Here is a 24292-nt window from a genome sequence, read left to right on the forward strand (position 1 = left end):
TTTCCCTTTATCGAATATTGCAAAAAATAGTCGAAATTATTCGCTATTAATATGCGAAAGATGTGAGAGATACTTATGATAATTTTTGATAAAATCGTCACTATTTTGATACTGCAGTAAAGCCATATTTATCTCGCTAAGTAAATCAAGACTCGTTTGGCTTACAGCAATCCCTATCCCTAAACCATAAGGCATCGGTTTACCCACAACCGCCAACATACCCGCGGAATGCCGTTGCCAATAGATGGCACTAGGGTTATCAATCAACCCAAAATCAATTTCGTGATGACTTAGTCCTTGTATTAGTGAATCATCATCTTTATACAAAACAATTTGTGAATCTTGGACACCCATTGATTTAAGTTGCCCAGCGAAAACGTTATCTGCAACTCCAAATTTTTTATTTTTTAATGAGTTGAGAGTAAATGGCTTTTTTTTCGATTGATTCAAGGCAATAAAGCGAGTCTTACTGACCAGATATGGTGATGAAAAGTGAACTTTTGCCACTCGTTCCGGCGTAATAATGATTGAGCTGACGGCAAGATCAATTTCATTTTTTTCAACTGCTTCGAGTAACTCACTAAAATGCATTGGTGTAAATTGGCATTGATGTTTTATTGTGTTACAAACGTGTTCGATGAGTGAAATGTCAAAGCCGTAGAATTGATTATTTGCGCCCAGGATCACAAAAGGAGGATCATAAAATGAAACACCAACTTTCAATATCCTTGCGTTGGCATAAAGGGGTAATACAAAAAGCAAAAGAATAACAACCACAAATCGATGTATTCTCATTATTAACTTTTGCCTCCTTTAGTATCCAATTAATAGCCATCCCTCTTTAAGATCAATAATTACACTTAGTTGGTTTTGTAATATAATTAATTAATCCGTTGTAAGTATAGTTTTATTTATGAAAAAAGATACAAATCAAGAATTACTTGCCGCCCAATTTAATGAAAAAATACAACAAGTTGAGAACGATTTTGCTCAGCTCATGGGGCGCATTGGCTCAATTGATTCTTCTAGTGGCTTAAAAGTCACCCAAGATTTCACCGTTGATTTTTCTCAAAAAATAATTAATGCATTAGAGGATATTGCAGCGCAATTTCCAGCACTTGTAGAAAATTGGCATGGACTGCCTCCTTTCATCAAACAGGAAGACATCATGACTTTGATTGAAAGAATCCCTCCTTTAGGCCTAAGGCTTACTCGCTTAGAACCGTGGATGAAAAGATTAGCCTACGGAGATGGCGAATCGTTTACCCAGCCATATGCTGATTTTAAAACAAAAATAAGCCAAACTAAAATATACACAACAGAATCCGATCAGGAGCAAATTCTTACTTCATTTGCGCGATTTGAAAATAAGACATTAGCGGCCCGCAGCAATTATGAAAAACTTTTACGAAACGTAGAGAAGGCCTATCAAGGGCTTGCCCACTACAAAAAAGCGAATGTGGATAAATCCGGATTAACTGGAGAGCGTGCTTCGGCTTTAACTGCGATCCTTAATGATTATTCAAGAATCCCCCTTCAGTTGGAAGAAGCCGAGCTAAAGCGATTTAAACAATCAGAGGCCTATCTAAAAGCGCAAGAGAACAGCGAGCACTTGTTGTTAAGCCAAAGGCATATGAAACACTACCAGGAATGTTTGCCTCTGGAGAAACAAATCAACTTTCTCAATGAAATCCTAACTAGCCAACAAAGTTTAGACGAAGACATCAGGAGGAAATACAGTATTTTATTTAAACACCATACCAACCCTATCGGATTATTGAAGCAGATAAAACAAATCGATTCTTCGCCAATAATAAAACTAACTGAACTGCGCGATGCATTAGTTGCTGCTGAGAATGCAAGAAGAGCGTTTATCAAAGCAGACAGTGAACTTCCTGAACCACTTCTCAGCGATCGAATAGTTAAGGCTCAGGACAAAATGACAACACCTGCTCATGAAACAACTCAAGCTCAGCATGCTGATAGCGAGAAAAAGCCAGCGCCCTCAACAACCCAAGATCAATTAAGCTCTCAACAGGCTATTCCAGGAAGAGTTCGTAAAATGACTGCTGAGTACGAGCAAATGCTAGCTAAAAGAGGCATATTCAAAGCAGAGAAAAAGCATGACGCCGAGGCTGAGCAGCCTGAAAAGCCAAAACCTAGCCATAGATAATCGAGATGGAAGTTGTTGACAATTAGTCTCGCTAAGCGAAAATTACCCCAGAAACTAAGAGGTAACATCCCCTAAACTATTAACAAAAACAAAAGAATTAAGGGAGAATATTCTCTTTAAATTTTACTTCCCGCTTAATTAACTAGCTTAAGGATTTTAATCGATGACATTTGTTATTGGTCAACGTTGGATAAGCAATGCCGAATCGCAGCTCGGCTTAGGTATAATTACCGGCGTCAATGGCCGACATATTCGAATTAGCTTTCCCGCCGCAGCTGAAGAACGAATTTATGCCGCGGATAACGCCCCATTGAGCCGCATCATTTATAGAGAAGGGGATACTATCTCGACTCTGGATCAACAAACGATTAAGGTTGCTAAAGTTGACGAAGATCAAGGCATTATTGTTTATAGCGGTATTGACGAGACAGGCAAAGAAATTGAAGTCGAAGAGCTTGATTTAGATTGCTTTATAAAATTAACCACCCCTCAACAAAGGCTTTTTAGCGGCCAGTTCGATAAATTAAATTCATTTAAATTAAGGATTGATACTCTCAATCACATCAGTAGATTACAGCAATCTAAAGCCAGAGGCTTACTAGGCTCACGTACAAGTCATCTGGCACATCAAGTTTATATCGCTCATGAAGTCGCACAACGCTACGCTCCCCGAGTATTACTTGCAGATGAAGTTGGGCTGGGCAAGACTATCGAAGCGGGTATGATTCTTCATTATCAATTGCAAACTGGCCGTGCGAGTAGAATATTAATCGTTGTTCCTGACACACTCGTTTATCAATGGTTAGTTGAGATGATGAGGCGTTTTAATTTAACTTTTTCCATTTTGGATCAGAATCGCTATAACAGACAGCTGGATGAAGATCATTTTATTGAGGAAGATTTTGAGGTTGTAGCGAGTCCAATTAGAGAAAATCTATTTGAAACTGAGCAGCTTGTCCTTTGTAGTTTAGATTTTTTAATGGAAAATGAGGAGGCACGCCGACATGCCCTTAGCACAAACTGGGATCTTCTTGTTGTTGATGAAGCCCATCGCCTCCATTGGTCAGCACAAGTCAAAAGTCCTGAGTATGAGTGTGTAGAGCAATTAGCCACGCGAAGTAAAGGTTTACTGCTGCTTACAGCAACACCAGAGCAAGCAGGTATTCAAAGTCATTTTGCTCGGTTACGGTTACTTGATCCAGCAAGGTTTTATGATTTTAGCGAATTCAAAAAAGAGGAAGCAGCTTATCAAACACTCAATAAGCTAGTACAGCGCCTCATCACTCATCGAGAGTTGAACCACACAGACGGATTAACTGATGAATTAGTCGTGGAAATCAGAACATACCTGGGAAAAAATGTTCCATCGAGTATCAATGAGGTCATCAATCAATTAATTGACCGTCATGGAACAGGACGAGTCCTTTTTCGCAATACTCGCGCAGCAATTCATGGTTTTCCAGAACGTAAATTGCATCATTATCCTTTAGCACAACCTACAATATATAAACCAACAGAAGAATCGGAACTCAATCTTTATCCCGAAGTTACTGTTGATAAAACAGAATGGCTTAAGAACGATACGCGCGTATCCTGGCTTATCGACAAAGCAAAAGCGCTTCGCCCAGAAAAAATTCTCATTATCTGTGCTAAAGCGCAAACAGCGGTTGCGCTTGAGAATTATCTAAAATTAAATGCAGGGATCCGTACCGCCTCTTTTCATGAAGGATTATCCATTATTGAGCGCGATCGTGCAGCAGCTTATTTTTCCGATGAAGAAAGTGGGGCTCAGGTTCTCATTTGTTCCGAAATTGGCAGTGAAGGGCGAAATTTTCAATTTGCCCATCATTTGGTCTTATTTGATTTGCCCTTAAACCCGGATTTGCTTGAACAAAGGATAGGGCGGCTAGATCGTATTGGTCAACTTCATCAAGTGGAAATCCATGTTCCATATTTAACTGGTACTGCGCAGGAAAAACTGTTCCGCTGGTATCATGAAGGAATGAATTTATTTGAAAAAAGTTGCTCAGCAGGATTCTCTATTTTCGAAGCATTTGCAGCTCGGCTTTTACCTCTTCTTGCTGAATCAAACACTGATGAGGATACTCTTAAGGAGCTCATTGCAGACACACAAACCTATACCAAACAAATTGAGCATACCCTACACGAAGGTCGAGACCGATTATTAGAACTTAATTCCTGCAAGCGCGAAAAAGCACAGGAACTCATTAACGCCATAGAGCTCGAGGAAAACTGCCTAATTCTTGAGAATTACATGGCTTCAGTTTTTCAAGAATATGGTGTTGAGCATGAAGATCACTCGGAATCTTGTGAAATATTACGTCCAACCGATCACATGAAAACGACTCATTTTCCGGGATTGAAGGACGATGGCGTTACCGTTACGTATTCCCGTACAAAAGCATTGATTCGCGAAGACATTGAATTTTTAAGCTGGGAACATCCGATGGTTTCCGAAGCGATGGAAATGATTCTTGGAACAGAGTTAGGTAACGCTGCCGTTGGTACAATCTCTGTGAAAGGGCTGATGCCTGGGACTTTGTTGTTAGAAACCTTTCACACCATTAATTGTGTTGCTCCTAAACAACTCCAACTCGAACGTTTTTTGCCTCTTATTCCTATAAGAGTATTGGTTGACGTAACCGGTAAAAACTTATCCAGGATATTGAATTACGACCAACTTAATAAAATGTGCGAACCATTGAAGCTCCATACGGCCCAGACCATTGTTAAAGAAGTACGCAATGAAATTGAAAAAATGGTTGAATACAGTAATAAAATTGCAGAGGAACAAATGCCGGAGATGATTATCAAAGCAAAATTACTCATGCAAGAAACGATTAATCAAGAAATCCATCGGCTTGAAGCCTTACAAAAAATCAATCCTTCCATTCGTGAAGAGGAAATTTTGTTTTTTAAACAGCAAGTTAGTGAAAGTGAAGCCTATATGAATCATGCTTCATTAAAACCTCAAGCACTAAGAGTCGTTATCAGTAAATAATAGCTTACCTTCCCACTGCCATTAGGCTAATGGCAGTGCAGTTTGGCTAGAAGGGTGTTAAAAACCATAAATGGTGCTATTTTTCACTATAAGTGCAGTAGGTTAAGGGAATAAAATGAACGCACACCAATGGCTCGCCCAACTCATTGGATTTAATACCGTATCCAGCAACTCGAATATGGAATTAATCGAGACAATCGCTGAATGGTTTAAATTACATCAGATTAAATCTCATGTTATCCGTAGTCCAACAGCGCCAAAGGCGAATCTTTTTGCCACCATACCTGCTAAAAATGGCCAAACTCAAGGTGGCCTTTTGTTATCAGGACACACCGATGTGGTTCCGGTTGCAGGACAAATGTGGACTACAGATCCTTTCGTGGCCATTAAACATGATGGTAAGATTTATGGTCGAGGGGCAAGCGATATGAAAGGATTTATTGCTGTCTTACTTGCACTTTTACCCGAATTTAAAACATTAAAACTAGCGAAACCACTTCATTTTGCGTTTACCTATGATGAAGAAGTCGGTTGCATTGGTGTCGATTTCTTACTGGAATATTTACAGGAAATAGGCATACAGCCTGAGGCTTGCATCGTCGGCGAACCCTCGAACATGCGGCCCATTATAGGGGAAAAATCAAGACGACTTTTTCACTGTCAAGTCCAAGGCTATTCTGTTCATTCATCTCTCGCCGATGAAGGTTGTAACGCCATTAATTATGCAGGACGCTTGATTTGCTACATTAGTGAGCTAGCTCAATACATAAAAGAGCATGGTCCTTTTGATGATGATTTTGATGTACCGTATAGTACCCTTTCCACCAATATTATCAGTGGTGGAATAGCAAGAAATGTCATTCCCGGGAATTGTGAACTCATTATCGAAATCCGTTATTTGCCTCAATTCCCGATTGAAAATCTTCGTAACCAACTTGAAAATTACATTAATAATGAATTAGTCCCTGAGATGAAAAAATCCTATCCTGAAGCAGCTATTTATCTGGACCAAATTTCGGATGCACCCGGCCTTATAACATCAAAAGACTCTCCGATTGCCAGATTAATGCATACTGTTATGGGTACAGAAGAATACTCAAAGGTCTCTTATTCCAGCGAATCTGCTTCATACCAAGAAGCTGGTATTTCGACAATTATCTGCGGGCCAGGCAGTATTGAACAAGCCCATCGACCCGATGAATTTATTAGCCTTGAACAACTCAAGATTTGTGAACATGCACTTAAAAACATTGTCATGTTATTCTGCATGGATACTCATTAACAAATTAAGCAAGTGCTTATCGATTCTTAATCCGATAAAATTTGCAATCCATGTCGAGATAACGATCGTCTTTATAATACGACATACCGCATTTTTTCATCACACGGAACGATGCTTTATTGTCTTTATCCGCGTAGGCGATAATGTAATCAGTATCGATATTTTGTTTTGCCCAATCAAGTAATCCCTTTAGTGTCTCAGTCGCATACCCTTTATTCCAAAATTTCTTATGAAAAAGGTAACCTACTTTAATTTCTCCAGTTTCAATTTGATCAAAATAGGCTTCTCCAACAAAAGCATTGTCTTTAAGCCTAAAAATAACTAAACAAGGCAAATGCTTAGTTTTATAATTTGTGATGCAATCTTTGACATAATCTTTGATTTCTCTACGACTTAATGTCCCTTCAGGAAAGTACTCTTTTACTTCCGGATCTTGATCTAGGTTCTCCAAATACGCTACATCGTCTTCTCTCATGAGCCGCAAACCGAGTTGCTTAGTGGTTATTAAGTAGTGTTCCATCTTCACCCGCCTCCTTTTTTAGTGTGCTAGTATGCATAGAGAATATATTTAGTTTGGCAAACCTTTTTTCCATTATCGACCCAATATCAATAGAATATAAAAAAAGATAAGAATATGATGATTAATTGCCTTACAAGGAATGTGATTAACGATGATCATTCTTCATAATGTTTCCAGATCCTTTGATAGGAAAGAAACTTATTCAGTCAAAAACATCAACTTATCCATTGTTGATGGTGAGACATTAATATTAGTGGGTTCATCAGGCAGTGGAAAATCAACATTACTGAGATTGATTAACCACACTCTCAAACCCACATCGGGCTCAATCGAGATCGATGGGAAGCGAATAGAAGAATACCCGAAAGTGCAATTGCGCCGCTCAATGGGATTTGTGTTTCAAAATACCGGTTTATTTCCTCACATGACTATGGCCCAAAATATAGCCATTACCATGCACCTAATGAAAATTCCCAAGAAAAAGCGCCTTGAACGGGTCAATGAGCTACTGCATTTAGTAAACTTAGACCCAGAAAAGTATCTTAATCGTTATCCCGATGAATTATCGGGAGGAGAACAGCAACGAGTTGGAGTAGCACGTGCTTTAGCAACTAATCCTAATTATATTCTAATGGACGAACCTTTCGCTGCATTAGATGCAATTACTCGCGAAACGTTACAAAATGAAATCATTACCTTAAAGCGAAAACTCAATAAAACAATTATTTTTGTAACCCATGATATTAATGAAGCATTTCGTCTAGCAGACCGAATTGCCATAATGCATGAAGGCTGTCTTGAGCAGGTTGGCACAAGGGAAGAGGTGTTAGCTCATCCTGCCACTGAATTTGTCAGCCAATTACTGAGCACTAAAACCATAGAATAGCCGATGAATAATTATTGGGACTTTATAAAATCACATTTACCCGAACTACAAACTAAATTAGCCGAGCATATCTCGATATCCATCTCTGCCATGTGTGTAGCAAGCATAATTGGTATCAGCCTAGGGCTTCTTATTGCGCGGTTACCTAAATTGAAAAATCCCATCCTCAGCCTAACTAATATATTCCAAACAATTCCCAGCATTGCGTTACTCGGATTCTTAATTCCTTTTGTAGGCATTGGGTTAACACCAACCCTGATTGCACTCATTGTCTATGCTTTATTGCCGATCACAAGCAATACTTACGCTGGTTTAAAAGGAGTCTCGCCTGTCTATCTCCAAGTTGCCAACGGTCTTGGGCTTACTCGTTGGCAGCGTCTATATCTCATTGAACTTCCATTAGCTCGCCCCATAATTATGGCTGGGGTAAGAACATCGATGGCGATGACCATAGGTATTACCACCATTGCCGCTTTTATTGGCGCCGGAGGGTTAGGGGACTTTATTACCCAGGGCTTATCGTTAAACGATCCCAATCTCATTCTATTAGGTGCAATTCCGGCAGCCTTACTTGCTTTAGCCGTTGATTATGTGCTTGCCACGCTAACCTTTTTGGTATCACCTCGCCATCGTCATGCTATGCGTTTTAAAAAAATAAAAATGACGTTGGTCAGTCTTATCATTATCGCCCTCTTGACCATAAGCATTCATGGTTCTTTATCCTTTGCGTATAAAGCAAAGGATTCGATCATCATTGGCACAAAAAATTTTACTGAACAATATCTTTTGGGTTACTTAATGGCTGAACTCATCGATAGCAAAACTGATTTGCATGTTATAAAAAAATTTAATTTAGGAACAACAACCGTCTTACAAAATGCTTTATTAACTGGACAGGTCGATCTGTATCCAGAATATACGGGGACTGCTTATCTTGTTGTACTTAATCAAAAGAAAATTAGGGATCCACAACAGACCTATGATTTTGTTAAAAAAGCCTATCTAAATAAATACGATCTCATATGGATGGCACCTTTTGGATTTGATAATTCACAGACATTAGCCGTCAAAGAAGAATTTGCTGAACAGCATCGATTAGTGAATTTAAGCGATTTAACTGGCCTTACTCGTGAGCTTATCCTCGCTGCCCCCGCAGAATTCCTTCTCCGATCTGACGGATTGCCAGGACTTACACGCACTTACGGTTTTAAGTTTAAAAAAATAGTACAAATGCAACCCGATCTTGTTTACGAAGCCATCAAAAATAATGACGTCCAAATCATCGAATCATCGACTACCGACGGGAGAATTGCTGAATTCCATCTACGCCTATTGGAAGATGATAAACATTTTTATCCACCTTATTATGCTGCCCCCATAATTCGCAACTCCATTTTAAAGAACTATCCACAAGTCGCCCAGGCCTTGCAACCCCTATTGGGCGCAATCGACAATAGAACCATGCAACACTTAAATTACCTAGTAGACGTCAAAAAACTCAGCCCGCAAAAAGTTGCGCATGATTTTTTAATAGCCAAAGGGCTAATTTGAAATCTATTATAATTAGCGAACTATGATTTAAGGTTTAATTGATTTTTTAGTTTGATGAGATAATCAACTGCGTTAAAAGCAGACTGATAAGCAGAGAGGCAGGGATCTCGGCTATCCACTTTACTTGCTAACTCTTCTAACGTAGTCGCTGAAATAATCCCGTTTCCTACAGGTATGTTGTTTAAAGCAAATCGAGTAAAGCACTCTTTTATGTGAGACATAATAAAATCGTGGTGGTCTAGATTTTTTTTCAGCACCAGTCCAAGCGCAATATAACCATCAAAAGGATTTTTTTGGTGATACGCATTAATAATAAAGGGAATTTCGTAAGTTCCAGCCGCAGTAACTTCAATTTGATACTCATGGGTTGATTTCTTAACAAGATCAACACAGTAAGCCAGTTGTTTTTCTGATAATTCTTTATGGATATTTGCCGAAATAATCAATATCTTAGCCATACAGTTAATCTTTTATGAATTTAGTTTTAAGCCTAATCAAATAATCAAGGGCATGAAAAGCTTCCTTGACCCGTTCACGATTTTCAACACGTTCAGTTAAAATTTTCATGCTAGGCGCAGAAATTATTCCATTACCGATAAATACCCCCTCCATTGCAAATTTGATAAAACATTCTTTTACATGCTCCCAAATAAACTCATAATGGTCGGTGCTCCCTTTAAGGAGCAAGCTAAGAGGAAGATAGCCAGCATAGGGCTTATTGTGTTGGTAATACCGAATGACGGCAGGAATTTCATAGGTTCCAGCTTCTACAGTCTCTACTTCATAATCATATTTCGCTTGATTCAATAGATATAAACAACTATCCAGTTGCTTTTGTGCTAAATCTTGGTAGTAGTTAGACCAAACTACTAATATCTTATCGACTGACACTACGTGTTCCTGCGAATTAATTTTCCGCGGCTAAACCGATTTGGGGTATAAGTTTAATGCATTCAAATAAGAACTGTCTATGCTCATACTGTGTAATTTTGACATCTCTAGGCCTCGTTTTTACCGAGTCTGATATGTATCTAATATCTACACCTTGTAATTGAAACATATTATTTGCAAAATCTATCCGCAGGATTGTAATATGCATCTTGGATTTTCGTCCTTTTATGCTTTAAATGATATTTTTTATTGTCATTTTAGCTCGTAAGGGTTTAACTTATGAGGGCTACAATCAGACTTTTAGTTTCATATAAGGATTTATATGTCTACAGAATCTATTAAAAAATTAAAACTTCCTCTTCTGCTGCTCGCTATTCTGACTATACCCATGGTGTTAGGTCCTCAGATTCCTGTAGCAGTAAAAGCCTTAAGCTATGCTTTAAGCTTAAGCATGAAAAGCATTCTTGAGTTTCTATTGCCATTTATTATTTTCAGCTTTGTTTTTTCTTGCCTTTCGAATTTACAAAAAGGGGCACTCTTTTTCGTTTTATTACTCATCGTATGCGTCTTTGCTTCTAATTTTACGGCGCTCATGTATGGTTATACCTCTGGATATGTGGGACTTAATTTGTTGCATTTTGCTGCGTCCCCCATTGCTGCCTCACCGCAGTTAGTACCCACATGGCAATTTCATTTGACCAAGCTTGTCACTAATGATGTTGCGTTGTTAATTGGCTTTGCTACTGGTATTTTCTTTTCTTTTTGGCCTAATGCCGCAGCAAAAAATATTGCAGTTAAATTAAATAAATTAGCGAACGGCTTCTTAAGAAAAGTGTTCATTCCCCTTTTACCTTTGTTTATCTTAGGATTTATATTTAAGCTGGAACATGAGCATCTCTTGCAAACGTCCTTAAAGTTATATGGCCCAATTCTAATTCTAATTGTGCTCAGTCAGTGGTTGTATATTACATTCTGGTATTTCGTTGCCGGTCAATTTTCGTTTAAAAAATTTGCTTTTTATCTTAAAAATGTTCTGCCAGCAAGCCTAGTTGGCTTTAGCACGATTTCGAGCGCCGCAGCAATGCCCGTGCTTCTTTTATCCACAGAAAAGAACCTTGATAGTCCTGAACAAGCAAAGATGTTAGTCCCTGCGATTATTAATATTCATACCATTGGCAGTGCAATCGGTATCCCTATTCTGAGCTTGGCGACAATATCAACCTTTGGATTGCCTTTGCCCTCTGTTTCAACTTTTGCCATTTTTGCACTCTACACTGCATTAGCAAAATACGCAGTAGCCGCTGTTCCTGGCGGGGTAATCATTGTCGTTGCCCCAATCTTAGAAGCACATCTGGGCTTTTCTAGTGATATGGTTGGATTAATCACAGCAGTTTACCTGATTTGTGATCCTTTTGGGACAACAGCAAATGTGACAGGAAATGGCGTATTTCCCATCATGTTCACCAAACTACACAGGAAACTTTCACGCCTCAGCCTGCCATTTCTTGGTGGAAAAAGAGCCGAGCCTTTATCACAGCTAACGGGGATGGAAGAGGCGGGTTAATATCCTTGTGCGCATGCTGATGCATGCGCACATTGACGACCTGATTAGGGCTAATCTACTACCTTATACAGTCACCCTGATTTCCGGCAAAAGATAGTTAGGTTCAGTGTGAGCAGACACAAAAGATAAGGCTTGTAGAACGAGGTCTGGGTCAACTGCTTTTGGCCAACAACTTTCATGATCAAACGCTTTATTGTGTTGCTTAAATACACCAGCAAAAGCGGCTCGCATATCCTCTGAGTCAGACCATGCAATGATGGGTATTTGTGAATTCTTTGACCAAATGCTATTGGCAAGGGTAGGACCATTATCATTCGAATTAGGATTTTCTCCCAAATCACCATCAAGAATAATTAAGGAGACCTCATATTGCGTTAAGTAGCGAAGTGCACTACAACCATCACTTACCACCTTTATTTTTAGCTGCTTATTAACTGTTTGCAACAATCGAGATAAACAAAACGCATTAAAGGCATTGTCTTCAACAATTAACACTCGCATAAGAAACTCCTTTTTTGAATGAGGGGGAGTATATCTACATAACCTTAAGAAAAAATTAAGATTCTTCACATGGATAGACATTTGATTTGGACATAAAAAACCCTATGTGATAATATTTGCGCCACGCATCCTCCCAAGGAAGTGATGTTAGGCTAATTTTTGCAAAATTTTTATGAGAGTTATTAATGGATAGAGTTGAGTTTGACCAGTTAATCGATCTAGCAACACAAGCATTTTATGCATTTTCCAATAAAAGAGGCGTGGATTTTGATAGAGCCTTTCAAAAATACCGACTCACCTTTAATGGGCTTTTGAAAAAATATGAGCGCAAGGAAACAGATCTAACTCCCGATTCAATTTTCGAGCAAGCTCAGGCTCTAGCTAAACTTTCACCCCGGCAATTCCAAGTTGAAATTGCTCGTCAGATTAATACAATCTTTGAGGTATCTTATCCTCTAGTTGAAAAAACATCCCAAAGACGGAACTCTAGGCCCTCATCACCCCCCTCAGATACCCAATCTGAGAAATTAAAAGAAAAATCCGATGATGTGCAAGAAGCCGATGTAGTTATTGTCGGTGGGGGGCCAATCGGGTACGCTCAAGCATTGGGTTTTAAGAAGCTAAATCCCCATCTGCAAGTGGTCATTTTGGAAAAATATCCGGTATTTAAAAGAAAACATACCTTGGTATTACAACCAAAGCAATTAGAAAGCTACATGAAGGCCACTGACTTAACCAAAGAACCGCGTTTGGCTAGGCTTTTAAAACAACTCCGTAAACGTCCCCACGTTCGCACCAATGTATTGCAAGAAACCCTCAAGGACATTGCAACAGAATACGGGGTAAAAACGGTCATTGAAGAGGTTAAACCTGAAAGTGTCGAACAGCAGGTATTCCGTTATAAACCTAAGCTCATCGTTGGGGCAGATGGCACTCACAGCGTCGTAAACCAGAATTTGTTCCCTAGACACAATCAGACCAAACATGAAGTTGATTATGCGATGCAGCTTCGTTACGAAATCAACGGAGATGCCGAAGATGGTTGGGAAAGGACCATTGAATTTTATCAAAAACTTGCGCGCCAAGGACTGGTTGCCACCGAACAGATAGGACACCGCGATCCAAAAACAAACAAAACGCCAGTAACCGTTCAATTAATTATCTCAAAAGAGGATTTTGATTTACTTGATGGCATCGCTACAGCAGCGAATCCTATCGAACTATTTGGTAGTAAAAAAAATGCAGGACTATTACCCGAACGGCTTAAGAAATGCATAACGGGGTATATTGCAGAAAGAATCAAATTATTAGACCAAGGCTCTGGACAAAGCATTGATAAGGATTCAATTAAGATCAGTGTGAATGAATTACCTGCCCTGCGAGCCCAAGATACCCATACTCTGTATAATGAAACGGATGTGTCGATAAATGGTGATGCCGCTTTAGGCCTCTCCTATTTTAAAGGATTAAATGCTGGGTTAGAGGCATTAGCCAAATACTTTGGCACTTTAAAACCAGCAATCCAACAAGGTCTCACCGACAAACCGTTGTTACGCCGATTACTTGGTAAATACCAGGAATGGTTTTCTCCTTATGCCGATAAGAAAGTTGATGAGGTAAAGGAATACAGCGCCTTACGGGTGAGAAGCTTCATGAAAATAGTCAAGGTATACCGTGATATCAAACTTGGCTTTTCTCAAATGGAATATGATGTCGATCAAGAGCCATTAATAGACAGCTATTACAAATTACTAGCCAATACTTCTTCGGATGAGCGGGTAGAATTTGATTTTTATCCTCACCGAAATTACGATCCCAATATAAAATTGGGTCAATTTGATTATGTACCAATCAGTTATTCCTTAAAAAAGACAGCTAAGCTATTTGTCGATTTTTTCAAACCTTATAAAGGTGACTACCAATTAGTTCAAGATTTTAAGCAACCTTTTGTGGGTATAGTCAATGGTTCCAGTGGGGTAATTAAATTACTCGCTGGCCTGTTTACTTTTGACATCTATCGGTTTGCGGATGGATTAGCCAGTTTAATAAGAGGTGTTATTGAGCTTGCCACCACACCTCTGGTTTGGTTCATAAAACCAATCATTCGCTTTGGCATTACAATATTCACCGGGTTGCCTAAAGTGGAAGAAAACCAAGGCATGGTGGATTTGGTTACCTTAGGTGAAGAACTCTTGGTGGATCAAGAAGATGACGATTTTTCTTTTGTTAAAATGCAACAAGTACTTGGTGTCTGTAACGACCTACATCGCAAATTCAGTAAGCAGGTTATGCGCGCTCAGGAGACGGACATTGATATTGATAGAGAAGAAGAGCTTATTGAAGAAATAACCTCGCAGTCAACACCGCTTAAACTGGAAACGGTTAAAAATTATTTTACCCTTTTCGGTGGTCAATTCCCTGAAGTCTCCGATCTCGATGAAGATTCTTTACAAGAAGATAGTACTTTCTCCGCGGAGGCTTGGTAAATAATATGTATCAGTCCAAAATAGAAGCTCTTTGAGCATAGTCAGATTTGTGGGAATAGATCAGCTATGCGGCAAAAGCCCTATTTGGCACGTTCAATCTAGGGAATCTGTTCCATTACAATTTGTGTGGCTGCAGATTCACCAGATGAGCAAACAAGACTGTCCTTTGGCAAGAACGAGGTTTCTTAAAGCACTCTTACCCCTGATCCAGAAGCCACCAACACCTTATCCGCCAGGCGTTTTGCAAACAAACCATTATCTACTACCCCGGGTATTAATTTAATTTTTTCTTCCAGCGCTGCTGCCGAAGCGATCTCCAAATTATACACATCAAGAATGATGTTGCCGTTATCAGTGATAAACCCTTCGCGATAAGCAGGATCCCCACCCAAACGCACAAGCTCGCGAGCAACGAAGCTGCGTGCCATAGGGATAACTTCAACAGAGAGAGGGAAATCGCCCAAATTCTTAACTACCTTCGACTCATCGACGATACAGATAAATTGACTTGCGACAGTTGCAATAATTTTCTCGCGCGTCAGAGCACCCCCTCCTCCTTTAATCATCTCACGGCGCTCATTGACTTCATCAGCGCCATCGACATAAATGGGTAACTCGCTTGTCGCATTTAAGTCGATGACAGGTATGCCAGCGGCTTTTAAACGCTCTTCGGTTGCTTTTGAACTTGCTACACAAGCATCGATACGATGCTTTATTGTTGCTAACTCTTCAATAAAGTAATTAACTGTAGACCCTGTTCCTACGCCAATCACCATGTCATCTTCAAGATAAGCCAAGGCTGCTTTTGCTGCTTGCGCTTTTAATTGATTCATTTGCGAAATCCAAATTTAAAAAATGAGATTCTAACGCCATCAATTAGTTTTCATCAAATCTATTAACCCCAATGCCTTGATCAGGTATTAATGGCTTTCATGAGAGACAAGCAGCGCTACTATCATCAATGTCGATGCATTACTGCGCTGACAATCCAAAATCCCCGGTTTATCAATATTCCGGGGCAACCAAAACGTCAGCAACAGTAGTTATACTTATCCCTCAACCGCTTTTATTTAATTAGTAAAGCACTCAACCTATTAACTCATTGTGCAACCGGTGCGGCCATTGTCGGTGCTGTTGCTGGAGCAACCGTTGTTGCAGAAGGAATACCCACCGTACTACTCCCCGAATTTGAATTTGAACTAGTACTTGATGAAGAGGTGGATGAGCTATTGCTTGTATCCATGCTTCCAGCAGAAGAAGCTGAGCTTTTTACGGATGGAGGCTCAGTTGGGACAGAGGCTGAAGATTTATTCGTGGCCCTGTGTACCGTTGTAGAAACAGATCCGGATGTCGAATTTGTGGTTGTAGACATTGTATGAGAAGAAGATTCATTCGATGCAGAACCACGATGAGGGTGATTGTGACTATAAGCAGACGAACCTTGATAACTGGGTGACTCACCAAACAACCCCTCCATTGCTTGACAACCTGTTAATGCTAGAGGGGATAAAAGTAAAGTTGCATAAGCAAGCTTAGATAGGGAAAAATTTTTTTTCATGACGTCATCCTTGAAAAATAAATGATTTATTCAATTTGCATTCTATCCGGACTTGAGTAACTTGTAAAATCTACATTAACCCGCCGTAACAAGAGCCGGCTTTGTCAGATCAAACGGCAGAAGCTTGGGGTAAATTCGGATTGGGCAAATATCTTTTGTACTCCAACCACCACCTAAAGCTTTAATCAGGCCAACGGCAGCAGTCATTTGCAATCCAACCACGTCATAAGCAGCTTTTTGCGTATTATAAGCTGCAATTTGCGCAGTTATCACGCTCGAATAAGGGACTGTCCCTGATTTATATTGATTAATCACAAGTTGTAAAGCCCTTCTTGAACTCGAGGCGGCAGCATTCTGTGCAACACTTTGTTCTTTAAGCAAACGTAAAGCAATGAGATTGTCTTCTACATCTTGAAAAGCTGTAAGAATTGCCTGACGGTAAGCGGCTACTTGCGCCATATATCCTGCTTTTGCAGCCTTCACTGCTGCGCTACGAAAACCGCCATCAAAAATAACCTCTGCTAATTGCATACCAGCCGACCATCCTACATTTGGATCGGTAATTAACTGATGTAAACTCCGTCCAGCAGCACTGACTGTAGCAGTTAAATCTAAAGTGGGATAATAAGCAGCAATTGCGACCCCAATCTGAGCATTCGCTTGTTGCATTAAGCGCTCAGCTTGAGCAATATCCGGTCTTCGTTCCAACCAAGCAGTGGGTACAATTACAGGGATAGGCGGTGGTGCAACTTTCAATGGATTAATTGGTAGAGAAAAATTTGCCGGCAGACGGCCGATTAATACAGCAATAGCATGCTCATATTGCCCTCGCAAAATACCATTATTAATCGCTTGAGCTTCAGCCGTTTCTAACTGAGTCTGGGCTTGCACAATGTCGGCTCGCGAAGCGACACCTGCTGCGTATTGATTGCGAGTCAATTGCAGTGCTTTTTTATAACCCACGACTGTCTCATTCAAAAGTTGCTGATCCGTATCCAGAGCACGTAACTCGAAATAATACTGTGCCAAAGCTCCCTGCGCTGACAATTGTGTGGCTGCTAGTAAAGCTTGATTCGACTGCGCAGCAGCTGCATTGGACTCAACCGTTCGACGAACTTGCCCCCAGATATCAGGCTCCCAATCAGCGGTTAAAAACGCTGAGTAGGTAGTAATGGTTGCTGATCGTGAAGCAAATGCCCCTGTTGTCGTCGTTCCAGTTGTGGTAGTCCCGCCCGTTGAACTGAAAAATGAGGTCGCAGCACCGCCACCAATTTTTTGTCTAAATATATTAAATGTACCCGCTAAGCTAGGAAAAAAATTGGCTCTGGCTTCATCCACAATAGCGAGGGATTGACGATAATTTTCCCAAGCATTCACAATATTCTGATTGCAATGATTGAGTTCTTCTTCCAACTTATTGAGTGTTTGGTCCTGAAAGAGCTTCCACCACTCCCCACGATCCACCTCATCGCAAGGCTTTGCTACTTTCCAACCCGGAGGAGGCTTAAGCTTAAATGCCTTTCCTTTTGCTTCCTTGAATTTAGCAGGAAGTTTAACACCTGGGCGCACATAATTAGGACCTACAACACATGAGGCTAGCAATATGCTTACACTTAAAAAGAATAATTTCACCTTCATGTGTACTTATTCCTTGTTTGCAGTAAGAAATCCTACTTTCTTCCTACTCGCCCAAAAACGATGAAAACGAATAGTAACATTTTCCATGACCAAATAAATAACGGGAGTGGTATAAAGGGTGAGTAGTTGGCTGCCAACCAATCCCCCCACAATCGTGATTCCAAGCGGACGACGCAATTCAGAACCTAAGCCGAGACCGAACACCAGCGGCAAAGCACCAAACATGGCAGCCATGGTTGTCATCATAATGGGGCGAAAACGCATCAAAGCAGCTTCATAAATAGCTTCGCTTGGTGATTTATTCTGAGTGCGTTCAGCTTGCAATGCGAAATCAATCATCATGATCGCATTCTTTTTAACGATACCGATCAATAAAATAATTCCTATTAACGCAATAATACTTAAGTCAAAACGGCACAACATCAGGGCCAATAAAGCACCAACACCCGCCGAAGGCAAGGTTGAAAGGATAGTGACCGGATGCACGAGGCTTTCATAAAGCATACCGAGTACAATATAGACAGAAAAGAGCGCTGCTAAGATTAAGTAAGGCTGATTCGCGAGAGAGTCTTGGAATGCCTGCGCTGTGCCCTGAAACGCACCTTGAATTGTCGGCGGCAACCCTATTTTGGCAATTGTCGAAAGAATAGTACTGACTGTTTTATCGAGAGGTGTACCTGGGAGAAGATTAAATGACCATGTTACCGACGGTGCTTGGCCTTGATGATTGACCGATAACAGACTAGCTCCTGGAGTAAAACTAGCAAATACTGATAGCGGTACTTTTTGTCCTGTAGGAGAAATCACATACATTTCATCGAGGGTTTCAGGCCGTTGCCAATATTCTGGTGCCACTTCCATCACAACATAGTATTGATTCATGGCCGTGTACATAGTGGACACGAGACTTTGGCCAAAAGCATGGTAAAGCGTGCTATCAATCTCTTCAGCGGTAATACCAAAACGAGACGCAGTATCCCGATCTACATGGACGAATACTTGCAAACCATGGTTTCGTTGATCATTACTAAGATCAGCAATACCGGGTATATGACTTAATTTTTCGGTGACTAGTGAAGACCATTCACTTAGCTCTTGAAGGTCATTTCCAGTTAATGTGTATTGGAAGTGAGCATTAGTTTGGCGCCCACCAACCATCAGGTCTTGTGAGGCTTGTAAGTACAAATAAGCACCAGTCACCGTTGCAAGTTTTGGCCGTAAACGATTAATGACTTGATCAGCAGAAATTTTGCGCTCCGAAAGAGGCTTGAGGGTTATAAACAAAGAACCTGGGGTTGTTCGGGTATTGCCACCAATAAAACCAAGGATATTCTCAACGGCAGGATCATTAAGAAGAATTTCAACAAACTCATGAAATTTCTTATTAGTGGCTTGGAAAGAAAGATTCTGATCAATTTGCAGCGTGCCTGCCAATTGCCCAATATCCTGTTGGGGAAAAAACCCTTTCGGTATGACGACATACAAATAAACATTAAAAATAAGCGTCAATAATGCCACCAATAACATGAACTTAGAATGCTTAAGCGACCACGCCAAGCTTCGTTCGTAGTATTGACGAAGCCTCTCCATAAAACGGGTAAAAAAATGTCCATTTTTCTTTTCCTCATTGCTTAATATCCGTGCACACATCATCGGTGTTACTGTGAGCGACACAACCATCGAAATCAGGATGGCGATAGATAAAGTAACCGCGAATTCCCTAAACAAGCGTCCCACTAATCCACCCATCAACAGAATAGGGATAAAAACAGCAATCAAAGAGACACTCATTGAGATCACCGTAAAATTGACCTCCTTTGCCCCCTCCAAAGCCGCTTGCACGCGGTTTACCCCTCTCTCTAAATGACGGGCAATATTCTCAAGAACAACAACCGCATCATCGACTACAAAACCCGTAGAAATGGTTAATGCCATTAATGACAAATTATCAAGGCTATATCCCACCATTTTCATGACCGCGAAAGTCCCCAACAACGATAAAGGCACAGCAACCCCGGGTATCAACATCGCACGAATACTACCTAAAAAAAGATAAGTCACTAAAATAACCAGAATCATCGCAACAATTAAGGTAATCTCAACATCGTGCAAAGAAACACGGATTGTTTTGGTTCGATCAAGCATCACGGTCATATCAATTGCCGCTGGAATAGAAGCTTTAAGCTGGGGTAGTGCGGCTTTAATCTGATCAGCAGTAGCAATAACATTTGCGCCTGGTTGTTTGAAAATCACTACTAAAACAGCGGGTTTCCCATTGGCAATGCCCGAATTCCTTAAATCTTCCACAGAGTCATAGACGTCTCCTACATCCGAAATCCGCACTGGGGCATTGTTACGATAAGTAATAATAATGGGCTTGTATTGAGAAGCTTTAAGAATCTGGTCATTCGTTATAATTTCTGAAGTGACGACTTCACCAAGAGTCACTTGCCCCTTTGCTTGATTTACGTTTGCAGTATTAATAGCACTCGCAACTTCAGGCAAGCTTATACCATAGCTATTTAGCGCCGTTGGGTTTAATTCAACCCGAACTGCCGGCAAAGAACTCCCACCAACGATGACTTGCCCCACGCCACTTATTTGCGATAACTTTTGCTGCAATATTGACGAAGCCACATCATAGATTTCCCCCACATTATATCGTTCAGAAGTAAGCGACATCACCATAATGGGGGCATCAGCCGGATTAATTTTGCGGTAGATAGGATCATTCGGTAAATTAGGTGGCAATTGACCGCTTGCGGCATTAATCGCTGCCTGCACATCGCGCGCAGCACCATCAATATTACGTGATAAATCAAACTGCAATGTGATTTGACTCACTCCTAAAATGCTGGAAGAAGTCATTTGTGTAATGCCTGCAATTCGGCCTAACTGCCGCTCAAGCGGCGCTGCCACAGAGGTTGCCATATTCTCAGGGCTAGCGCCGGGTAAGGCAGCAGTGACACTTATGGTAGGAAAATCAACTTGCGGCAAAGGCGCAATAGGCAACAGATTAAAGGCAACTATTCCAGCCAAAGCTAAGCCTATAGCGAGTAAACTTGTACCGATTGAACGCTGGATAAAAAGAGAGGACAGGCTCATTCTTTCCTCTCATGGGAAACATTATTTAGATAATCTAACCCGCTCGCCTTATTAATCTTTGACTTTAATCGATCAAAATAAAGATAAATGACAGGCGTGGTGTAAAGCGTCAATAATTGGCTGACAATAAGTCCGCCAATAATTGCAATACCAAGTGGTTGACGTAATTCAGCCCCCATTCCAGTACCGAAAGCAAGGGGCACTGCACCAAACAAGGATGCTAAAGTCGTCATCAAAATCGGCCTGAACCGCAATTGGCAGGCAAGATAAATAGCATCACGCGGGGCTTTAAAAAATTTACGCTCCTGCTCAAGTGCAAAATCGATCATCATAATCGCATTTTTCATCACGATACCAATCAGCAGGATAATCCCAATCAGTGCGATGATACTTAAATCATTCCCCGTTAACATTAATGCCAATAATGCGCCCATACCAGCTGAGGGCAACGTGGAAAGAATCGTAACCGGGTGAATGTAACTTTCATAGAGAACCCCTAGAATAATATAAACAACCACGATAGCCGCTAACAACAACCACCCTTCGTTGTGTAATGAAGCCTTAAAGAGCTTGGCAGCTCCTTCAAAACCCGTTTGTACACTAATGGGTATACCTAACTCGGCTTTTATTTGTTCTATGGCTTCCATTGAATTACCTAAAGAAGCATTCGGCGCTAAATTAAAGGAAAGAGTAGTTACTGGGAATTGGTTTTCTCGGTTTATAACAATGGAACCCACTTTTTTGGTGATTTGGGTAAAGGTGTGTAAAGGGATCGCCCCTCCATTTAACGAGGTTAAATAAGTATTCCTAAATGCTTTTGGATCCTCTTGTAATTTAGGCAATGCCTCAAGAATAACTCGATATTGATTCCGTTGAGTAAAAATAATCGATATTTGCCGCTGACCAAATGAATCGTAGAGCGTATTATCAATCATTTGCATCGTGATACCCAGCCTGGAAGCGGTATCACGATCAACATTAATCACTGTCTTTAAACCTTGATTTTGTTGATCACTTGCAACATCCCTTAGCTCGGGTAGTTTATCAAGTTTTGCCAATAGCAAATTACCCCAGTGATCAACTTCATCTGCATCGGGCGCACTCACGCTGTACTGATATTGGGTGCGGCTAACACGCGTATCGATCGTCAGATCTTGTACTGGCTGCATGTATAAGGTCGCTCCGGGCACCTTAGTTAGCTTACTTCGTAAACGGCGTATCACTTCGGTAGAACTCACTTGGCGTTTAGCAAGCGGTTTTAGGGTAATGAGCATCCGGCCGCTGTTTAAGGTAACATTCGTGCCATCAATCCCGATAAAAGAGGAAATGTTTTCAACAGCAGGATCAGCGAGCACAATTTTTGCCAAGGCTTGCTGGCGCTGGGCCATCTCCGCAAATGAAATCGATTGGGGCATTTGCGAGATTCCCTGGATAACACCTGTATCCTGCACTGGAAAAAAACCTTTTGGAATAAAATAAAATAAAAAGAGGGTAAAAATCAGCGTGATTACCGCAATGATAAGGACCAAGGGTTGATGTTCCAGCACCCAACTTAAAGAGCGGCTGTAATCCTTAATTACATTATTTAAAATTTTCGTGGATACCCGCTCAAACCGATTATGCTCTTGTGGCTTTCGATGCCGTAACAACCGAACACAAAGCGTCGGTGTCAATGTCAATGAAACAAACCCAGAAATAAGAATGGTAATGGCTAATGTCATTGCGAATTCACGGAATAAACGGCCCACCAAATCACTCATAAAAAGTAAAGGGATCAATACAGCAATAAGGGAAACGGTTAACGATACGATGGTAAAGCCAATTTGTTTTGCTCCATTTAAAGCAGCATCCAAGGGGGTCTCCCCTTCCTCTAAATGGCGCGCGATATTTTCAATCATCACAATCGCGTCATCGACCACAAAGCCGGTTGCTATGGTTAAAGCCATTAGCGTCAAATTATTTACACTAAACCCCAACAAATACATTGTGCCAAAAGTGCCGATTAGCGAAAGGGGCACTGCAACACTGGGAATTAATGTCACAGATAGATTCCGAAGAAAAAGAAAAATAACCATGACAACTAATGCGATTGCTAGCATTAATTCAAATTGCACATCCCGGATTGAAGCCCGTATAGTAACAGTGCGATCAGTCAGTATCGAAATTTTAATTGTCTCAGGGAAAGTTGCTTGCAATTTCTTTAATAAGGCTTGAACCCGATCGACTACTTCAATCACATTAGCACCGGGCTGACGTTGAATATTTAAGATAATAGCGGGTTCAGAATTCATCCATGCCGCTTGCTTTACATTCTCAGCCCCATCGATAACTTTGGCTACATCTTGTAACCGAACGGGACTGTTATTTTTATAACTGATGATAATCGGCTTGTAGTCCGCGCTTGTAAGCAACTGATCGTTAGCCCTGATTGTATAAGCAAGACGAGGTCCATCAAAACTTCCTTTTGCAGCATTCACATTTGCAGAAATTATTGCCATTCGTACATCTTCCATTGATAGCCCATAAGAAGTCAGTGCATCCGGGTTCACTTGAATACGCACTGCTGGACGTTGACCACCGCTTACACTCACCAAACCAACCCCAATAAGTTGGGAAATTTTAGGAACCAGTCGCGTCTCTGCAAAATCTTCAACTTGTGGTAAAGGTAACGTTTTAGACGTGAGGCTCAAAGTCATGATTGGGGTATCCGCTGGATTGACTTTGTTGTAGACGGGTGGGTTGGGAAGATCGGCGGGGAGGAAATTATAGGCGGCATTGATCGCTGCCTGCACTTGTTGTTCGGCCACATCTAGATCGAGGTCTAAAGCAAATTGCAAATTAATAAGCGATGAGCCCTCGGAACTATTCGAGGTCATCAAAATAAGGCCAGGCATTTGCCCAAATTGTTTTTCCAATGGTGCAGTCACCGTAGAAGCCATCACTTCCGGGCTTGCTCCTGGATAAAAAGTAGAAACTTGGATTGTGGGGTACTCAATTTCGGGAAGAGAAGAAACAGGTAATAACTGGAAAGCCAAAACGCCAACCAACAAGATAGCAAACATTAATAAAGAAGTCGCAATTGAGCGCTGAATAAAAGGTGCGGAAATATTCATCA

General features: G+C 40.8%; 17 protein-coding genes. 7 read left to right on the forward strand and 10 right to left on the reverse strand.

The annotated features are described in order from the left end of the window. Positions 1-36: 36 nt before the first annotated feature. Positions 37-795, reverse strand: a complete 759-nt coding sequence (locus tag LMI_RS14030) for a transporter substrate-binding domain-containing protein (protein ID WP_045100343.1) — start codon at positions 793-795, stop codon at positions 37-39. Positions 796-913: 118 nt separating this feature from the next. On the opposite strand from LMI_RS14030, the gene LMI_RS14035 reads away from it, so the two are divergent. From LMI_RS14035 to argE, 3 genes are all read left to right on the forward strand, one after another. Then, on the forward strand, positions 914-2173 hold the full coding sequence (locus LMI_RS14035) for a hypothetical protein (protein ID WP_045100344.1): 1260 nt from the start codon (positions 914-916) through the stop codon (positions 2171-2173). Between the two features lie 163 nt (positions 2174-2336). Continuing rightward, the gene (gene rapA / locus LMI_RS14040) at positions 2337-5195 is read left to right on the forward strand and encodes an RNA polymerase-associated protein RapA (protein ID WP_045100345.1); all 2859 of its coding nucleotides are present in this window, start codon (positions 2337-2339) and stop codon (positions 5193-5195) included. A 115-nt stretch (positions 5196-5310) separates the two neighbouring features. Beyond that, positions 5311-6477, forward strand: a complete 1167-nt coding sequence (gene argE / locus LMI_RS14045; protein WP_045100346.1) for an acetylornithine deacetylase — start codon at positions 5311-5313, stop codon at positions 6475-6477. A 16-nt stretch (positions 6478-6493) separates the two neighbouring features. Here the strand turns inward: argE and LMI_RS14050 are convergent, their stop codons facing one another. Next, the gene (locus LMI_RS14050) at positions 6494-6997 is read right to left on the reverse strand and encodes a GNAT family N-acetyltransferase (protein ID WP_045100347.1); all 504 of its coding nucleotides are present in this window, start codon (positions 6995-6997) and stop codon (positions 6494-6496) included. A 151-nt stretch (positions 6998-7148) separates the two neighbouring features. Here LMI_RS14050 and LMI_RS14055 point away from each other — a divergent pair, with 151 nt between their 5' ends. Both LMI_RS14055 and LMI_RS14060 read left to right on the forward strand, forming a co-directional pair. Then, complete coding sequence (locus LMI_RS14055; protein WP_045100348.1) at positions 7149-7883, forward strand: ABC transporter ATP-binding protein; 735 nt, start codon at positions 7149-7151, stop codon at positions 7881-7883. Between the two features lie 3 nt (positions 7884-7886). Further along, entirely contained in the window at positions 7887-9434 is a 1548-nt protein-coding gene (locus LMI_RS14060; protein ID WP_045100349.1) for a glycine betaine ABC transporter substrate-binding protein, read from the forward strand. A gap of 20 nt (positions 9435-9454) precedes the next feature. Here LMI_RS14060 and LMI_RS14065 read toward each other — a convergent pair whose 3' ends face one another. Beyond that, entirely contained in the window at positions 9455-9892 is a 438-nt protein-coding gene (locus LMI_RS14065) for a 6,7-dimethyl-8-ribityllumazine synthase (RefSeq protein ID WP_045100350.1), read from the reverse strand. A gap of 4 nt (positions 9893-9896) precedes the next feature. Further along, the gene (locus LMI_RS14070) at positions 9897-10325 is read right to left on the reverse strand and encodes a 6,7-dimethyl-8-ribityllumazine synthase (RefSeq protein ID WP_045100351.1); all 429 of its coding nucleotides are present in this window, start codon (positions 10323-10325) and stop codon (positions 9897-9899) included. A gap of 322 nt (positions 10326-10647) precedes the next feature. Between LMI_RS14070 and LMI_RS14080 the strand changes: the two genes are divergently transcribed. After that, positions 10648-11889 carry a cation:dicarboxylate symporter family transporter gene (locus LMI_RS14080; RefSeq protein ID WP_045100353.1) on the forward strand — a complete coding sequence of 414 codons (1242 nt, stop codon included), beginning with the start codon at positions 10648-10650 and terminating at the stop codon, positions 11887-11889. Positions 11890-11952: 63 nt separating this feature from the next. On the opposite strand, the gene LMI_RS14085 is transcribed toward LMI_RS14080, so the two are convergent. Then, complete coding sequence (locus LMI_RS14085; RefSeq protein WP_045100354.1) at positions 11953-12390, reverse strand: response regulator; 438 nt, start codon at positions 12388-12390, stop codon at positions 11953-11955. Positions 12391-12575: 185 nt separating this feature from the next. Here LMI_RS14085 and LMI_RS14090 point away from each other — a divergent pair, with 185 nt between their 5' ends. After that, positions 12576-14876 carry a hypothetical protein gene (locus LMI_RS14090; protein WP_052679596.1) on the forward strand — a complete coding sequence of 767 codons (2301 nt, stop codon included), beginning with the start codon at positions 12576-12578 and terminating at the stop codon, positions 14874-14876. Between the two features lie 185 nt (positions 14877-15061). Here LMI_RS14090 and rpiA read toward each other — a convergent pair whose 3' ends face one another. The 5 genes from rpiA to LMI_RS14115 form a co-directional block, all read right to left on the reverse strand. Continuing rightward, positions 15062-15709 (reverse strand): ribose-5-phosphate isomerase RpiA, encoded by a 648-nt coding sequence (gene rpiA, locus LMI_RS14095; RefSeq protein ID WP_045100355.1) that lies wholly within the window; start codon positions 15707-15709, stop codon positions 15062-15064. 266 nt (positions 15710-15975) lie between these two features. Further along, positions 15976-16434, reverse strand: coding sequence for a hypothetical protein (locus tag LMI_RS14100; protein ID WP_045100356.1), 459 nt, complete (start codon positions 16432-16434; stop codon positions 15976-15978). Between the two features lie 75 nt (positions 16435-16509). Continuing rightward, positions 16510-18072: an efflux transporter outer membrane subunit gene (locus tag LMI_RS14105; RefSeq protein WP_064102988.1), complete on the reverse strand. Its 1563-nt coding sequence runs from the start codon at positions 18070-18072 to the stop codon at positions 16510-16512. Between the two features lie 6 nt (positions 18073-18078). Further along, positions 18079-21177, reverse strand: coding sequence for an efflux RND transporter permease subunit (locus tag LMI_RS14110; RefSeq protein ID WP_045100357.1), 3099 nt, complete (start codon positions 21175-21177; stop codon positions 18079-18081). Further along, on the reverse strand, positions 21174-24290 hold the full coding sequence (locus tag LMI_RS14115; RefSeq protein WP_045100358.1) for a multidrug efflux RND transporter permease subunit: 3117 nt from the start codon (positions 24288-24290) through the stop codon (positions 21174-21176). Before LMI_RS14115 ends, LMI_RS14110 begins: the two co-directional genes overlap by 4 nt. Between the last annotated feature and the right edge of the window lie 2 nt (positions 24291-24292).

This window comes from Legionella micdadei, from assembly GCF_000953635.1.
In the GTDB taxonomy this organism is placed as follows: Bacteria; Pseudomonadota; Gammaproteobacteria; order Legionellales; family Legionellaceae; genus Tatlockia; species Tatlockia micdadei.

Bases quoted from the DNA above. Each gene is read 5' to 3' on its own strand.
- LMI_RS14030 (WP_045100343.1), bottom strand. From the start codon at position 795: ATGAGAATACATCGATTTGTGGTTGTTATTCTTTTGCTTTTTGTATTA.
- LMI_RS14035 (WP_045100344.1), top strand. From the start codon at position 914: ATGAAAAAAGATACAAATCAAGAATTACTTGCCGCCCAATTTAATGAA.
- LMI_RS14105 (WP_064102988.1), bottom strand. From the start codon at position 18,072: ATGAAGGTGAAATTATTCTTTTTAAGTGTAAGCATATTGCTAGCCTCA.
- LMI_RS14085 (WP_045100354.1), bottom strand. From the start codon at position 12,390: ATGCGAGTGTTAATTGTTGAAGACAATGCCTTTAATGCGTTTTGTTTA.
- LMI_RS14060 (WP_045100349.1), top strand. From the start codon at position 7,887: ATGAATAATTATTGGGACTTTATAAAATCACATTTACCCGAACTACAA.
- LMI_RS14110 (WP_045100357.1), bottom strand. From the start codon at position 21,177: ATGAGCCTGTCCTCTCTTTTTATCCAGCGTTCAATCGGTACAAGTTTA.
- LMI_RS14090 (WP_052679596.1), top strand. From the start codon at position 12,576: ATGGATAGAGTTGAGTTTGACCAGTTAATCGATCTAGCAACACAAGCA.
- LMI_RS14100 (WP_045100356.1), bottom strand. From the start codon at position 16,434: ATGAAAAAAAATTTTTCCCTATCTAAGCTTGCTTATGCAACTTTACTT.
- rapA (WP_045100345.1), top strand. From the start codon at position 2,337: ATGACATTTGTTATTGGTCAACGTTGGATAAGCAATGCCGAATCGCAG.
- LMI_RS14055 (WP_045100348.1), top strand. From the start codon at position 7,149: ATGATCATTCTTCATAATGTTTCCAGATCCTTTGATAGGAAAGAAACT.
- rpiA (WP_045100355.1), bottom strand. From the start codon at position 15,709: ATGAATCAATTAAAAGCGCAAGCAGCAAAAGCAGCCTTGGCTTATCTT.
- LMI_RS14115 (WP_045100358.1), bottom strand. From the start codon at position 24,290: ATGAATATTTCCGCACCTTTTATTCAGCGCTCAATTGCGACTTCTTTA.
- LMI_RS14080 (WP_045100353.1), top strand. From the start codon at position 10,648: ATGTCTACAGAATCTATTAAAAAATTAAAACTTCCTCTTCTGCTGCTC.
- argE (WP_045100346.1), top strand. From the start codon at position 5,311: ATGAACGCACACCAATGGCTCGCCCAACTCATTGGATTTAATACCGTA.
- LMI_RS14065 (WP_045100350.1), bottom strand. From the start codon at position 9,892: ATGGCTAAGATATTGATTATTTCGGCAAATATCCATAAAGAATTATCA.
- LMI_RS14050 (WP_045100347.1), bottom strand. From the start codon at position 6,997: ATGGAACACTACTTAATAACCACTAAGCAACTCGGTTTGCGGCTCATG.